A 16,242-nucleotide genomic window follows, 5' to 3' on the forward strand; every position below is an offset into this window, starting at 1 on the left:
TTTCTATTATTTCTTTTCTAGCAGAAAAATATCGTTGTCTGTTGTAATTTCTAACATTCCGTTATTTACTTCAAAAACTTTATTTGAATAAAAATCGCTAATCTTATCTCCATCTTCATATAAATTTGAAACATCAACAGAAATATTCTTATTTGTTAAATGTAAACCTATAACAACCTTATCTTCATTTCTTACTCTTGAAAATACCAAACCATTCTCGTTAGAAATTAATTGATGCCTACCTGCACCAACAGCCATATGATTTGCTCTAAATTGTCCTAACTTCTGCCAATGATTTAAAACCTTTTTGGTGTCTTCATTTTTATCGATATCATTCCAATTCATAAAAGAACGTAAGGTAGCATCACCAACTGTGCCTTCTATAGTTAAGTCTCTTGCAGATTCATCTCCATAATACACCTGAGAAGTTCCTGGTGTTAACAGCAGCATATTGGCAGTTTTATAAGGTTGTGAACGGTCTTTATCAAAAGGCTGACCATCATCATGAGATGTCATATAATTTAAAACGCCATAGCCTTTTAAACTTGTATTTAGCAGCGAATCGTATTTTTTAAATACTTTATTCGCTTCCATTTGTTTTGCATTCCATTTAATCTCAAAATTGATTAAGCTATTAAACGCATTATCAAAATAATTCACTTTTTTATCGCCAAAATCAAAAGCTTTTCCATGAGAAATGGCATAATTATAAACTTCTCCTACTAAATAAAAGTTAGTATCATCTAAAACCTTATCTGGATTGTTCTTTTTAAATTCTTCAAAGGCAAAATCGCATTCTTGCTTAAATTCTTGCCACACAAATTCTTCTGTATGCTTAACAGTGTCTACTCTATATCCATCTATACCAAACTCAGTAATATAATCTGTAAGCCATTTCATTATATAAAAACGTGGTGCTTTTGGATGACCTGTTCTTTTAAAATACGCATCCAACTCCTTTACTTCTTGTTCGTATCTACCTTCTGCTTTCCATTTTGCTACTAGTTGAGGAGGCAATTCTACATTTTCATTACTCTCTGTTCTAATATCTGGTAAATTCTTAACCAAGGTACAAGTTATTGTATTTTCGTAGTTACTATACTCACATTGAGGCTCTGTTCTAACCCAGCTTGAGGGCCAAACAGGATCTTTTTCTGTTACAGGACCTGTATGATTAATAACTGCATCTAATAAAATTCTAATTCCGTTTTTATGCGCTAAATCTACTAGCTCTTTCAAATCTTCTTTAGTACCATAATTAGGATCAATATTTGTCCAATCTTTAGCCCAATACCCATGATAGCCATAAGACATACCTGTACCTTCATCTGTACCTCCATGAATTTGCTCAACAACTGGTGTCATCCAAATAGCATTGATACCTAAATCTGTAAAATAACCATCTTTGATTTTTTGGGTAATACCTTTAATATCTCCACCTTCAAAACCACGAAGTTTACCTGTTTCTTGGGTTCTGTCAAAATTTAAATCATTTGAAACATCGCCATTATTAAAACGATCTGTTAGTAAGAAATAAACGTTTGCTCCTTCCCAAACAAACTCTTGAGTATCTGATTTTGCAATCTTTTTTGATTCTGATTTTTCTTGACAACTAAAAATGAAGAAAAGCGAAAGAATGATTAATAAATTTTTCATAAAATGGAATTATTTTTTGGTATTTACTCTAAGTATAAATGATTCTAATGGTTTTACATCAACCCTTACTCTAGCTTCATTCTCAGTAACTTTAAGAGTAGTTGTGTACGTTTTATAAAGCTGATCTTCTAAATGGTATTCACCTTCAGTTAAATTCCATTTTTCTATAATGTTTTTAGGAACAGCCAACTCAAAACCATAAGTATTATCTGCATTAAAATTGGATACAACAATAAGTTTTTCATCGCCTTTATAACGCACGTAAGACAGCACTTTATCATTATACCACTCTGTATGTTCTCTATTAAATTGATGAATATCTTGATACTCACCCATAAGTGCATCACTATTGATTGTAAAATTTAATAGGCGTTTGTAAAAATCTCTTAAAGCCAATTCTTCTTCTGTAGATTGACCTCCATCGAATTTTTTATTATTTACCCATCTTTGTAAACTAGGCACACCAACATAATCAAAAATTGATGTTCTAGATGGTGCACCAAAACCTGCGTTTTCAGAACCATCTTCACCAAATTCTTGACCAAAGTAAATCATAGTTGGTGAGGTAGAAATTGTTGCAGAAACTACCATTGCTGGTTTTCCTTTTAATGCATTCCCTGCAAACTCTGGACTTGCAATTCTTTGTTCATCATGATTTTCTAAAAAATGCAACATATGATGTTCTATATCTTTAAGATCTTCTTGAATTTGTGGAATATTATCTGTTAATCCATGACCTTGCATAATGTGTTTAATGGTATCATACAACTGAACTTTATCGTACAAATAATCCATTTTACCTTTCTTTATATAATCTCTATACAAATGTGGTTGATAAACTTCTGCTAATAAATAAGCCTCAGGATTTTTAGTTTTTATAGCTGAATTCATATAACTCCAAAATTCTACAGGAACCATTTCTGCCATATCAAAACGAAAACCATCAACTCCTTTATCTGTCCAATACAAAGCAATATCTCTAAATTTCACCCATGAATCTGGTACATTTTTATCTTTCCAAAAATTATAGTGAGTTTCATAATTTTCATTTTCAAAACCAGTGGGTAATTCATCAAATTGCTTTTCTCCTGCAGGAGTAACACCATAATTTACTTTAACAGTTTCATACCAATCGTAAAAACCTGGTTTAGGCGTTCTAGCTCCATTTCCTGTCCATTTTGCAGGATTTTCTTCAAATTTACCATCACTTAAAGCATTAGTATCACCTCCTAAAGGTTTGTAATCGTCTATAAAATCTGGTACTTCAAAAGGTATGTTTGGCACATAATAAAAATTGTTATTCAATGCATATTCAACAGAAGTGTCATCATCTGCACCAAAGTCTTTTATACCTTCAGGGTTACTTAAACTTTGGTAATTACGTGCAACATGATTAGGTACAATATCTATAATTACTTTTAAATTTGCTTTATGAGATCTTTCTATTAAATCTTCAAATTCTTCTAATCTGTTTTCTACATTTTCAGCCAAATCTGGATTTACATTGTAATAATCTTTTACTGCATAAGGTGAACCAGCTCTACCTTTAACCACATCAGGATCATCATTTGAAATGCCATATTTAGTATAATCTGTTATAACCCCATGATGAGGAACACCTGTATACCAAATATGAGTTACACCTAAATCTTTTATTTCTTGAAGTGCTTTGTCTGTAAAATCATTGAATTTACCTACTCCATTTTCTTCAATTGTACCCCAAGGTTTGTTATTGGTATTTGTATTACCAAATAACCTCGTAAATACCTGATAAACAACTGTTTTTCTATTAGAAGTTACTTGCATTACTTTTTTATCCTCCTTTTTATTAGTGGTACAGCCCACAATTAATGATATGATACAAACCACTAAAATGCTATGTATTTTATTCATGGTTGATTTTTATTTTAGTGTTATTTTTATTTCTTTTTCCTTTTTTGGATTCCATTGAACTGGAATTCTAAGTTGATTCTCTTCTGATGAGATTTTTACTCTTTTACCATCAACTTTTATTTTCTTAGGATTCCAATCGATATTATGAACTACTAATTCAATTTCTTTTTCTTTGGGATTCCAATTGTCTCCAAAAGATGCTTCTAAATCTATTTCAATAAATCTATTATCTATATCAACTTCAAAATCTAACAATTCATATTGCCCTTTCTCGAATGCATTTGCAGTTAAGCCATCATCATTGTACATTGATCTTGTAGATTTTTTTACAGTTGCATCAAACCAATAATGCAGCTCTAGAACATCACCTTTATAAACATCTGTAGTTTGTACTACCTTCGTCATTGGTATAATTACGCCACCTCTAACATAGGTTGGAATGGCTTTATTCTTGACTTTTACAGATTTTGTTTGGCCACCAACTACCTTATCTTTATCGAAATAAAAATTAAACCAATTTGCTGTTTTTGGAAAATAAATTTCTTTAGATTTCACAGAGTCTTTTAAAATAGGTGATATTAAAAAGTCTTTTCCCCATAAATAAGTTTCTGAATTAGCCATTAACTCCTTTTTATCCTCTTCAAAAAATATAGGTCGCATTAAAGGGGTTCCTTTTTGATTATTTTCAAAAGCTAAATGGTAATTGTAAGGCAACATTTTATAACGTAATTCTATTGCTCTTTTAGCGTATTTCTTAGCATAATCACTTCTAAAAACAGGTTCACTTGGCACATCTTCTTGTGCATGAGGTCTGTAAATTGGCTGAAAAACTCCATATTGCAACCACCTTACATATAAGTTATCATCTAAATTAGCGCCTGCAAAACCTCCTAAATCTGAGTGCATGTAACCTAAACCTTGCATACCCATTTGTAGCGCAATTTCTGGCTGAGATTGTAAACCACCCCAACTTCTGCTAACATCTCCAGACCAAGGAATCATTCCAAAACGTTGTGAGCCAGAAAAACCTGCTCTCATTAAAATAAATGGTCTTTCATTTGGATAATCTTTCTGATAGTTCTCAAAAATCAATTTAGCCCAATCATGTCCATAAATATTATGAATTTCATCAGCTTTTTTCTGATTCCCAAAATTAACCCAAGAAGGTAATACCTCTGGTTCACCTAAATCTCCCCAAATACCTTTAACTCCTAAATCGTATATGTTTTTATAAATATTCCAAAACCAATCTCTACCCTCTTTTTTATATAAATCTACAATACCAGTATTCCCGAAATAAAAATCATATTTAGCCGAATTTCCAATAGTATCTTTGGCTAGAACTTGTTTTTCATCAGCCTCTTTCCATTTTTTTGAAGTTGACAATACAAATGGCTCTGTAATTAATACTGTTTTAATTCCTTTTGATTTAAACCGTGAAATCATACCCTCTAAATCTGGAAAAGAATCTTTGTATGCTTCTAAATTACCCATTGTACCTTGTATGGTTTTTCCAAACCAATACAAATCAAGAATCACAGCATCAACAGGAATTGAATCTTCTTTAAACTTAGCAATAGTTGCTTCTGTTTCTTTCTGTGAATGATAACCAAATCTGCTTGAAAAGTTACCTAAAGTCCATCTTGGAGGTAAAGGTTGCTTCCCTGTTAAATTTGTATAATTTTCTATTAGATTTCCCCAAGAATCACCAACAATTAATTGATACGTTTTTCTACCAGAAATAGTTTCGTAAGTTAAAGTATTGTCTTTTTTGCTGTCTAAATCTAAATAACCAATAGGTGCATTATCAAAATGAAACATGTATTTATTTGATGAAATAACAATTGGCATTGTATAATTCATAAGTGGTGCATGATTTTGATAACCATACTGAGCTCTATTGTATAGTGGTAATCGATTACCTCTTCTATTCATGCCTAAGGCTCTAGCTCCACCACCAAATAAAACTTCGTCCTCAGTTAAATTAAATTCGATTTTGTCTGAGGTATCATACTTAATATTTCCTTTAACCATTTCTAAAGGAATATGCTTAGAGTTAAAATAACCTCTTTTCTCTGATGTAATTACTTTATTCTTATTGTCTTTGTAAATAATTTGAAAAGGTTCTGTTACAACTTGAATACTTATTGATTTGCTAGAATAAGAAATGGTATCACCCACATATTTATAAGTTGTTTTAACTTTCTTTGGCTTTAATACAACTGCGTGACTATCTTTAATTACCTTATCAGTATTTGGAATAAACGTAGTCTCTAAAATAGAATTCGTATAGAATTCAAAAGAATATTTCCCATCATTGGTTATTACAGTAAAAACATCATTTTCTTCATTGTGTGACTTATAAACCCTATTGGGGTTCTGAGAAAATGCAACAAATGATCCTAAAAAAAAGAAAATTAGAAACCTGTATATTTTCATAATTATTAGTGTTGTATTACTTAAAAATTAAAATGTTAGTAGTGATATTAAACTATTTCTTAAGTAAGAATGTTAAAGGAATATCTACTCTTTTCTGCCATGAATTTTCTGAGTGATCTGTGCCTTCAAAAAACAAATTTTTAAAATTATTTTTTTTGTAAGCCGCTTTTAGAAAAATACTATCTACTCTTGATGCATATTGAGGATAAAATTGATCTAAAGTCTTATTACCATAATCAAAATACATTCTATGCTTTTCTGAGCTTGGAGTATTTTCTTCTAAATATTTAAAAATAGCATCAGGCAATGGGTTTGTTTTACTTGGTGAAGCACCTACCCAATGTGTAGAAACACAGGCTGCACCTTCAAAAATTTCTGGATACTCAGCAATTGCATACATACTCATTAAACCGCCCATAGATGAACCCATTACAAACGTATTCTGTTTATCTGTATGCACAGCATAGGTTTGATCTATATAAGGTTTTAATTCTTTAACGATGAATCTTAGATAATCGTCACCATTTAAATCTACACTAAAATTATTTTTTTTCGCTTCTGCATATAAAGCCTCTTTTTCTTCCTTTGGCACAAAATTCATTGCTTTTTCAGGAAACAAATCTTGCCATCTAATTTTTGGAATATTATGAACACCAACCACTATAAAATCTCTAGAAACACCATCTTTCATTAATTTGGTTGCTACTTCATCTATTTTCCATTCTTGCTTATTCCAAGTGGTAGTTTCATCAAATAAATTTTGACCATCATGCATGTATAAAACTGCATATTTTTTGTTTGATGAATAATTATCTGGCAACCAAACATCTACAGGTCTTGGAGTTATAAATTTAGATGGAAAAGAATCTATTCTCAATAATTTACCACCAGCTAAAACAGCATTTTCTAACTGATATACCTTAATTACAGCTTTTGTTTGATCTTGAGATTTACATGAAATTGATATTAGAAATATCAAAATAAATACGACTTTTTTCATTGGATTGGATTTAATTCTTTTTTATTGAGGTTTTATATTAAAACTAATTCTTTGTAGTTAAAATAAGACTTCCTTTTTGTGCTAATTCTAATTGATCTTGCCAAATAAAATCATCTCCAGTTACAATATTTTTTAATGTTTTATTAGTTAAACCAACTTCTTTAAAACGATTCAAATCTATAACAACTGGTTCGTTATTTTTATTGATAATATGAACAACAGTTTCTGAATTTGATATTCTAAAAAGAAAATATGTACCATTTAAGGGTGCAAAATGCAATGTTCTACCTTCTTGAATTGCTTTACTATCTTTTCTATAATTTAAAACTGATTTTACAAAAGATTGCATTTCTTTTTTATCCGATGATAAACCTTCACCTGTAAAAGCATTTACTGTATCACCTTTCCAACCTCCAGGAAAATCAGTTCTAATTAATCCATGATCTCCATGATTAGCAGTATCATCCATTAATATTTCTGTTCCGTAATAAATTTGAGGAATTCTTGGCATCATTAGCATATAACTTAACGCCATTTTTGCTTTTGTAGCATCCTCATTTAAAGCTGTAAACATTCTTCCTTCATCATGATTATCTAAAAAAACCATAATATCTTTAGGGGTAGCATAATGAAAATCATTTGCTAAACCTTCGTAGATTTTTACCAATCCTGTTCCCCAAGATTCCTCCTCATTAATACCATCTATGATTGCTTTCTGCATTGGAAAATCCATAGTTGATTTTAAATTAGATTCATAACCATCCTTGTTTTTTGAACCAGTTTGCCAATAACCAACTAATAATGGATTGTAGCTCCATTCTTCTCCAACAATCGAAAAATTAGGGTATTCGTTCATAATTGCACCAGCCCAATTTGCCATAAATTTTTTATCTGGGTACGGATAAGTATCTTGTCTAATCCCTCCTAGTCCTAAAATCTCTATCCACCAAATACTATTTTGAATAATATAATTCGCCATAAACGGATTTCTTTGATTTAAATCTGGCATTCCAGAAACAAACCAACCTTCATTATTTCCTTTATTATCTGCTTTTGAAGCGTATAAATCTTGATTTGTAGTTCGTCTATGATTGGATCTGTTTACGATTTTTTGAGTCCAATTCTCTTTGTTTTTCTCATAATATGCTTGGTCATTCACCCAATCATTAAAAGGTAAATCTTTCATCCACCAATGTTCTAAACCACAATGATTTGCAACTTGATCCATGATCAATTTCATATCCTTTTCTCGTAATTTTTTAGATAGATTTTTATAATCTTCTAAATTTCCAAAACGCGGATCTACTTGATAGTAATCTGTAATTGCATAACCATGGTAAGAGCCTCTTGGCATATCATTGGTTAAAACAGGAGTTGGCCAAATAGCTGTAAAACCTAAGTCTGAAATATAATCTACGCCATTTGTAATACCTTGTAAATCTCCTCCATGCCTTTTGTAACCATCTGTTCTGTCTAAAGATTGGTCTTTTAGATTTGGGATTCGATCATTAGATTCATCAGCATTTGTATAACGATCTGGGGTAATTAAATAAATAGCATCAGAACTATCAAAACCTTTATAAGAATCTGCTGATTTTTCTCTAGATTTTAACTCATAGGTATGTGTTAAAGTTTCAGAATTTTCTTTTTTAAATGTGATGTCAAATTTTCCAGCTGTTGTTGTTTCTGAAATTTCTAAATCTAAAAAAAGGTAATTATTACTTTTTGTAGTTTTTGTAGCATTCTTGATGGTTACTCCTGCATAATTAATTTCTGCATTATATTCAGAAATATTTGGATGATGCACTAACAATTGAAGTTTTGTATTCTTCATACCAACCCACCAATTTGTTGGTTCCACTCTATTCAAAAATTGATTTTTTACTTCTGCTGGAGTAACTTTTATATTATCTTCAGAAGTATTACAGGAAATCATAAAAACAAGTCCTAAAAAGAAAATTATTTTTTTCATATGAGTAGATTTTTATATTTATAATGTTTTTAAACGTTTTAAATCGCTTTCAATAAAATTCTGATTTAAACTATCAGAATCTTTGTATTTAACTCTTAATTCTTCAAGCTTTTTATGTAATTCTAATTGAATCTCTTTATAATTAGAATCTCCATATATATTTTTCATTTCATTTGGATCCTCTTGTAAATCATACATTTCCCATGCTTCAACATCATAATAAAATTTGATGAGTTTGTATCTATTTGTTCTTACGCCATAATGTCTTTTTACCATATGAATTCCTGGATATTCGTAATAATGGTAGTATAAAGCGTCTCTCCAATTCGAGTTGTTATTTTTAAACAAAGGCACTAAACTTTTACCTTGCATTTCTTTTGGTATATCAACTCTAGCAACATCTAATATTGTTGGTGCAAAATCTATATTCTGAACTAAATCATAATTAATAGATTTTGGTTTAATTTTATTTGGAAACTTTATTAAAAGTGGAGTTCTAAAAGATTCTTCATACATAAAACGCTTATCAAACCAGCCATGTTCACCAAGAAAAAAACCTTGATCTGATGTATAAATAACCATTGTGTTTTTAGCTAAATTATTTTTATCTAAATAATCTAAAACTCTACCTATATTCCTATCAACACTTTTTATAACTCCCAAATAATCTTCAAGATATCTTTGGTATTTCCAAAGTGTTAAAGCCTTGCTTTTAGGTTTAAGTTTTTCAAACTCTTTATTTATTGGTCCGTAAACTGTTTTCCATTGTTTTTGTTCGTCAGCATTTAATCTATTAAATCTTTCTATATAACTAGATTCGTACCAATCTAAAAATTCATTGTAGTTTAATTTCTTTAATATTTTAGGATCAATTTTATTGTCAGCACTTAAAGCCATATGATCAGAAATTCTCATTTCAGCATCAAAAGAGGCTTTACTTTTTGTTTTATAATCATCAAAAAGTGTTTCTGGAACAGGAATTTTACGATATTTAAAATCCTCTAAATCATGCATAGAAGGCCACCATTGTCTATGAGGAGCTTTATGATTATACATTAACATAAAAGGTTTTTCTATATTTCTTATCGAATCTAAATAATTAATTGCTCTATCCGTAATTACATCTGTTACATAACCTTTAGTAGATTTTATTCCATTTTTAGTTAATAAATTTGGATGATAATAATGACCTTGATCAGGTAAAACTTCCCAAAAATCAAAACCTTTTGGTTTAGACTTTAGATGCCATTTTCCATAAATAGCTGTTTCATAACCATTTTTTTGAAGCAATTTTGGGAACGTAACTTGAAGTGTGTCAAAAACATCAAGATTGTCTCTAACACTATTAAGGTGGCTAAATTTGCCGGTTAAAGCCACTGCTCTGCTTGGAGAACAGATTGAGTTTGTAACAAATGCTTTTTTAAATAACATCCCCTCATTAGCTAATCTATCTATATGAGGTGTGTTAATTAACTTATTGTCATAAGCACTTAAAGCTTGGTAAGCATGATCATCTGTAATGATAAATAAGAAATTCGGTTTTTTAAAAACTGAAACTTCAGAAACACTTTTAGAATTTTCTTGATTGATGCAAGAATATAAAACTATAATTACAATGAGAAAAAAAATGTTTCTGATGGGTTTCATTGTTTAAAATTTATGCAGTTTGTAAGTTATTTGGTGATACCTTAGTAATCTCTCCATTTACTAAAATATTTACGTCTGAATTACCTTCAACTTCAAAGTAGGTTTCTCCTTGCTTAACGTTTACCTCAATAACCTGATTTCTAAAGTTTACTTTAAAGGAAAATGACTGCCATTGTTTAGGTATTTTTGGCGCAAATGATAGTGTATTATCTACAATTCGCATTCCAGCAAAACCTTCTACAATACTCATCCAAGTACCTGCCATTGAAGTTATATGTAATCCTTCTTCTACTTCGTGATTATAATCGTCTAAATCTAAACGAGAAGTTCTTAAGTAAAAAGTATAGGCTTGATCCATTCTGTCTAATTTAGCAGCCTGAATACTGTGAACACAAGGTGAAAGTGAACTTTCGTGAACTGTAAAAGGTTCATAAAAATCAAAATGACGTTCTAATTCTTCTTTCGAAAAATGATCTTCGAACATGTAAAAACCTTGCAAAGTATCTGCTTGCTTGATGTATGGTGAGCGTAAAATTCTATCCCAACTCCATTTCTGGTTTATAGGTCTTTGACTTTTATCTAAATCTTCTACTGTAATTAATTCTTTATCTAAGAAACCATCTTGCTGAAGATATACTTGGTGTTTTTCTGAGTAAGGAAAGTACATATTCTCTGCAACGTTTCTCCAAGAAGTTAGCTCTTCATCTGTAAAATTGGTTTTTTCTTTAATTCTGATATAATCAGAAATATGATCAATTTTTACAGTTTCTATATTTTCTAAAGCATACTCTATACACCACTTTGCAATATAATTTGTATACCAGTTATTATTGATGTTATTTTCGTACTCATTTGGTCCTGTAACACCTAACATTACAAACTTCTTCTTATCCATAGAGAAGTTTACTCTTTGATGCCAGAAACGTGCAATACCAATTAAAACCTCTAATCCTTTTTCTGGAATATAAGAATAATCATTAGTGTATCTAAAATAATTATAAATGGCAAATGCGATAGCCCCATTTCTGTGAATTTCTTCAAAGGTAATCTCCCACTCATTATGACACTCTTCACCATTCATGGTAACCATTGGGTATAATGCAGCACCATTAGTAAAACCTAATTTCTCAGCATTTTCTATGGCTTTTTCTAAATGATTATACCTGTATTCTAATAATGTTCTAGCCACAGATTGGTCTTTAGTAGCCATATAAAATGGTATACAGTAAGCTTCTGTATCCCAATAGGTACTACCTCCATATTTTTCTCCTGTAAATCCTTTAGGCCCAATATTTAAAGAAGCATCTGTACCTAAATAAGTTTGATTTAATTGAAAAATATTAAAACGGATTCCTTGCTGTGCTTTCACATCGCCTTCAATAGTAATATCTGAAGTATGCCAAATTTTAGCCCAAGAATTTTTCTGAGTTTCTAACAAAGCTTCAAAACCAAAACTAACTGCCTTATCTAAAGCTTTTTTTGCTGCTGAAACTAATGCATCTTTATCATGATTTCTATCTACAACATAACCTCCAAATTTATGGATTGTAAAGGTTTGATTTTCTTTAACCTCTTGTGTATAATTACAAAATGCTTCCTTTTCAGTTTGAGAATTATCACAATCAATTAAAACTTCTTCTTGGTTGATAAATAATCTTGATTGCATAAAAGTACACGTATGAAAATTAGTTTTCATCGTTTTTGCTTCTATGAATGATTGTTGATTGTTTTGAGTTACTTTTAAAACATCCCAAAATTGGTCATCCCAATTGGTGTCTTCATTAGTAATGCTTGCATCTAAATAAGGTGTGTATGTAATTGTAGCATCAGAATTTAATAAAGTTATGTTATAACTAATTACACCAACCTCATCTAACTCTAAACTTAGAAAACGTTTTGCATCAACTTTAATTTTTATTCCATTTTGTAGTTCAGCTTCAAAACTTCTAGCTAACCAACCTTCTTTCATGTTGAGTTCTCTCTTAAATTTTGAAACAGACTTACAGGTATGCAAATCTAAATCTTCATTATTAATCTTTACATTGATACCAATCCAATTTGGTGCATTCAATACTTTGGCAAAATACTCTGGATATCCGTTTTTCCACCAACCAACTCTGGTTTTATCTGGATAATAAACTCCTGCAATATAACTACCTTGAAACGTTGGCCCTGTATATTTTTCTTCGAAATTTGCACGCTGACCCATTGCTCCATTTCCAATACTGAACAAGCTTTCTGAAGATTTTACTCTTTCTGCATTAAATCCTTCTTCAAGAATAGACCATGCATTTGGTTGTATATAATCTTGATTCATTTTCTTTATTTTTAGAGGGAAAGAGACTGTATTATAATAATGTAGACTCTTAAAACTTTTTATTTTTCTATTATTTCTTTTAAAAATTGGATGCTCATTTCTGTAAAATCATTAAAATTATGATTTGCTTCATTCAGCACATTTTTATCTCCAATACCAATACTTAGCATTTTAGCTGCGTTTGCTGCTTGTATGCCAGCAACTGCGTCTTCAAATACCACACAATCTTCTGTTTTTACATTCAATTGAGTTGCAGCTAGTAAAAACACTTCTGGGTTTGGTTTAGCTTTGGTAACATTATTACCATCTACAATTGCATCAAAATAAGGCAATAAGCCTACTTTGTCTAAAATAGGTCTTGCATTTTTACTTGCAGAACCTAAGGCAATTGGTATATTATTTTCTTTTAAGTATTCTAATACTTTAGGTACATCTGGTAAAATCTCTGATGCATCCATATTTTCTATATATTTTAAATAATCTATATTTTTTTCGATCATCCAAGTATCAAATTCTTTTTGAGTAGCTTCTCTATTACCAATTTCTAATAAAATTTCTAAACAGCGCTTTCTACTAACGCCCTTAAACAATTCGTTTTGCTCTTTGGTAAATTCAAAACCTAAATCATTGGCTAATTTTTTCCACGCCAAATAGTGGTATTTTGCAGTGTCTACGATTACACCATCTAAATCGAAAATAAATCCTTTTTTCATTTAATTTGTATTTACTATATCATCTACATCTTTTACTTTGTAGACTAAAGCTGCTGCTAATAAGAAACTAATTCCGCTAATAAGTAGCGCATAAATTGCTTGATTATTATAAGCGTATTTTACTAATGGACCACCAATTAAGGCGTTAATAATTTGCGGAATTACAATAAAGAAATTAAAAATCCCCATGTAAACTCCCATTTTCTTAGCAGATATTGAACCTGCCAAAATTGCGTAAGGCATAGCTAAAATACTAGCCCAAGCAATACCTACTCCAATCATAGAAATAATTAGCCAGTTTTCATTTGGCATAAAGTAAATTGATAAAAGCCCTAAACCTCCTATAATTAAAGATAGAGAATGTGTTCTTTTTCTACCAATCTTCTTAGCAATAAATGGTAAAGCAAAGGCATAAAACGCAGATACAAGGTTGTAAATTCCAAAAAGGATACCTACCCAATCTCCTGCATTTTGATAAGTTTTACTACTGCTATCTGTGTAAGGTAAACCGTAAATATGTTGTGCTATTGCTGGTGTTGCAAAAACCCACATTCCAAAAAGGCCAAACCAAGAAAAGAATTGCACCCAACTTAATTGACGCATTGTAGTTGGCATTTTTTTGAAATCTTCAAAAATATCCATTAAACTAGAACTCTCTTCTTCTATTTCAATATTGGTAGAAGCATTATCATCAAAATTCGCCAATTCTTCTGGTGAATATTCTTTAGTTGTAAAAATGGTAATTAAAATTGATATCATTAAAATTACAGCACCAATTACAAAAGACCATATTAGATTCTGTGGCACAACTCCAGAAGAAGTTTCGTTAGAAACTCCAAACCAATTTGTAAGTGCATAAGGTAACCAAGACCCAGCAACAGCTCCAAAACCAATTAAAGCAGTCTGTACACTAAATCCCAAAGTTCTTTGATCTGTTCGTAAATTATCGCCAACAAGCGCTCTAAAAGGCTCCATTGCAATATTGAAAGAAGCATCCATAATCATTAGCATTCCTGCGCCAACCCATAAAGCTGGTAAAAACGCAATAAATAAATCTGCTTGTGGCATTAAAATTAAACCTATAGAAGCCAGAATTGCTCCAACTAAAAAATATGGTTTTCTTCTACCGAATTTACTCCAAGTTTTATCACTGTAATGACCAATTATTGGTTGCACAATTAAGCCCATTAAAGGAGCAATAATCCAAAACCAAGAAAGTTCATGTACATCTGCACCAAAGATTTGTAAAATTCTACTGGCGTTAGCATTTTGGAGGGCAAAGCCCATTTGTATTCCTAGAAATCCGAAACTCATGTTCCAAATTTGCCAGAAGCTTAGTTTACGCTTTTGCATTATCGTAATTATTAATTAGTTACGACAAGTTTTTAGACTTATCAATTATTAAAAGTGTGGAATGAAATTTATTGATAAATCTTAATATGGCAACAAATATATGTTTTTTTTACATAGTTGATAAAAATAGCACTATTATTTTACGACGACGATTTCGTAGTAAAAAATTGCTAAAAAACACTACTATAACGTTTTCGTAGATTCTCTGAGTTTCAAATCGCTTGAAATCACTATTTTTTTCGGTTTAAAATCTGTGGTTTCATTTTCAATTCGTTGAATTAATAAATCTACAGCTTGTTGCCCCATAGTAAATCCATGTTGAGCAATGGTAGTAATTGATGGTGAAGAATATTCAGAAATTAAACCATCTGTAAAACCAATTATAGAGATGTCTTTAGGTACAGTTTTACCTTTCTCCTTGGCCACTCTCATTGCATTTGCAGCATATATTTCATTTACAGCAAAAACACCATCAATGTCTTTTTCGAACACTTTTTCTATTTGTGGTTTTAAAGGAAGCTTTTCATCAACCTCTACAATAATATCTTTGTCAGTTTTAATATAATTCTCAATCAATGCTTTCTCATAACCTTGCCTCCTTAAAGCACCTACATTCACATGATTTGGAGTAGTAATTAAAGCAATATTTTTTCTGCCATTTTCTAATAAGTGTTGGGTAGCTTTATAACCTGCACCAACATCGTCAACCACTACTTTATCACATAAAATTTCGTCTACTACTCTATCAAATAAAACAAACGGAATCTCTTCTGAGACCAAGCCTTTAAAATGATTAAAATCCTTATTTTCTAAGGTTTCACCTGCAACAGATAGTATAATACCATCTACACTTCCATTAGACAAAACCTTTAAAGTTTCTACTTCTTTTTTGTAAGATTCGTTAGAAAAACAAACCATGATATTATAGCCTTTTTTATTGGCTCCATCTTCTATACCACTAATAACTGTCGAAAAGAAATGGTGCACAATTTTAGGCAAAATTACTCCAATAACTTTCGTTTTTTGATTTCTTAATTGTAGCGCTAAATGATTGGGTTTGTAATTGTATAAATTAGCATAAGCCTGAATTTTATCTTTTGTATCCTTACTTATCTCATGACTATCTTTTAAAGCCTTAGATACAGTAGATGTACTCACCCCTAATTCCTTTGCAATTGTCTTTATGGTAATTTTTTGCTTCATTCTTTATTAATAAGAAATAATAGTTATCTATTTATTGCTAATCTAACGA

At 30.6% G+C, this 16,242-nt stretch carries 10 protein-coding genes; all 10 read right to left on the minus strand.

Annotated elements, in window-relative coordinates:
* Positions 1-6: 6 nt before the first annotated feature.
* The 10 genes from V7R38_RS11505 to V7R38_RS11550 all read right to left on the minus strand — a co-directional run bounded on the left by V7R38_RS11505 (position 7) and on the right by V7R38_RS11550 (position 16,193).
* A complete protein-coding gene (locus tag V7R38_RS11505) occupies positions 7-1,656 on the minus strand; it encodes an alpha-amylase family glycosyl hydrolase (RefSeq protein WP_334058571.1) in 1,650 nt (549 codons plus the stop codon).
* Positions 1,657-1,665: 9 nt separating this feature from the next.
* Positions 1,666-3,549: an alpha-amylase family glycosyl hydrolase gene (locus V7R38_RS11510; RefSeq protein WP_334058574.1), complete on the minus strand. Its 1,884-nt coding sequence runs from the start codon at positions 3,547-3,549 to the stop codon at positions 1,666-1,668.
* A gap of 9 nt (positions 3,550-3,558) precedes the next feature.
* Complete coding sequence (locus V7R38_RS11515) at positions 3,559-5,988, minus strand: TIM-barrel domain-containing protein (RefSeq protein WP_334058576.1); 2,430 nt, start codon at positions 5,986-5,988, stop codon at positions 3,559-3,561.
* Positions 5,989-6,040: 52 nt separating this feature from the next.
* Entirely contained in the window at positions 6,041-6,988 is a 948-nt protein-coding gene (locus V7R38_RS11520) for an alpha/beta hydrolase (protein ID WP_334058577.1), read from the minus strand.
* A 43-nt stretch (positions 6,989-7,031) separates the two neighbouring features.
* The gene (locus tag V7R38_RS11525; RefSeq protein WP_334058578.1) at positions 7,032-8,960 is read right to left on the minus strand and encodes a glycoside hydrolase family 13 protein; all 1,929 of its coding nucleotides are present in this window, start codon (positions 8,958-8,960) and stop codon (positions 7,032-7,034) included.
* An 18-nt stretch (positions 8,961-8,978) separates the two neighbouring features.
* On the minus strand, positions 8,979-10,607 hold the full coding sequence (locus V7R38_RS11530; RefSeq protein ID WP_015479855.1) for a sulfatase family protein: 1,629 nt from the start codon (positions 10,605-10,607) through the stop codon (positions 8,979-8,981).
* Between the two features lie 10 nt (positions 10,608-10,617).
* Complete coding sequence (locus tag V7R38_RS11535) at positions 10,618-12,924, minus strand: glycoside hydrolase family 65 protein (RefSeq protein WP_334058582.1); 2,307 nt, start codon at positions 12,922-12,924, stop codon at positions 10,618-10,620.
* A gap of 59 nt (positions 12,925-12,983) precedes the next feature.
* On the minus strand, positions 12,984-13,637 hold the full coding sequence (gene pgmB / locus V7R38_RS11540; RefSeq protein ID WP_334058584.1) for a beta-phosphoglucomutase: 654 nt from the start codon (positions 13,635-13,637) through the stop codon (positions 12,984-12,986).
* Positions 13,638-14,990, minus strand: coding sequence for an MFS transporter (locus V7R38_RS11545; RefSeq protein WP_334058586.1), 1,353 nt, complete (start codon positions 14,988-14,990; stop codon positions 13,638-13,640).
* 183 nt (positions 14,991-15,173) lie between these two features.
* Positions 15,174-16,193, minus strand: a complete 1,020-nt coding sequence (locus V7R38_RS11550) for a LacI family DNA-binding transcriptional regulator (protein ID WP_015479851.1) — start codon at positions 16,191-16,193, stop codon at positions 15,174-15,176.
* Positions 16,194-16,242 lie beyond the last annotated feature (49 nt).

The sequence above is a fragment of the Polaribacter sp. P097 genome, from assembly GCF_036864555.1.
Lineage (GTDB): Bacteria > Bacteroidota > Bacteroidia > Flavobacteriales > Flavobacteriaceae > Polaribacter.

Coding starts and splice junctions, on each gene's coding strand:
- V7R38_RS11505 (WP_334058571.1), bottom strand. CDS start 1,656: ATGAAAAATTTATTAATCATTCTTTCGCTTTTCTTCATTTTTAGTTGT.
- V7R38_RS11510 (WP_334058574.1), bottom strand. CDS start 3,549: ATGAATAAAATACATAGCATTTTAGTGGTTTGTATCATATCATTAATT.
- V7R38_RS11515 (WP_334058576.1), bottom strand. CDS start 5,988: ATGAAAATATACAGGTTTCTAATTTTCTTTTTTTTAGGATCATTTGTT.
- V7R38_RS11520 (WP_334058577.1), bottom strand. CDS start 6,988: ATGAAAAAAGTCGTATTTATTTTGATATTTCTAATATCAATTTCATGT.
- V7R38_RS11525 (WP_334058578.1), bottom strand. CDS start 8,960: ATGAAAAAAATAATTTTCTTTTTAGGACTTGTTTTTATGATTTCCTGT.
- V7R38_RS11530 (WP_015479855.1), bottom strand. CDS start 10,607: ATGAAACCCATCAGAAACATTTTTTTTCTCATTGTAATTATAGTTTTA.
- V7R38_RS11535 (WP_334058582.1), bottom strand. CDS start 12,924: ATGAATCAAGATTATATACAACCAAATGCATGGTCTATTCTTGAAGAA.
- pgmB (WP_334058584.1), bottom strand. CDS start 13,637: ATGAAAAAAGGATTTATTTTCGATTTAGATGGTGTAATCGTAGACACT.
- V7R38_RS11545 (WP_334058586.1), bottom strand. CDS start 14,990: ATGCAAAAGCGTAAACTAAGCTTCTGGCAAATTTGGAACATGAGTTTC.
- V7R38_RS11550 (WP_015479851.1), bottom strand. CDS start 16,193: ATGAAGCAAAAAATTACCATAAAGACAATTGCAAAGGAATTAGGGGTG.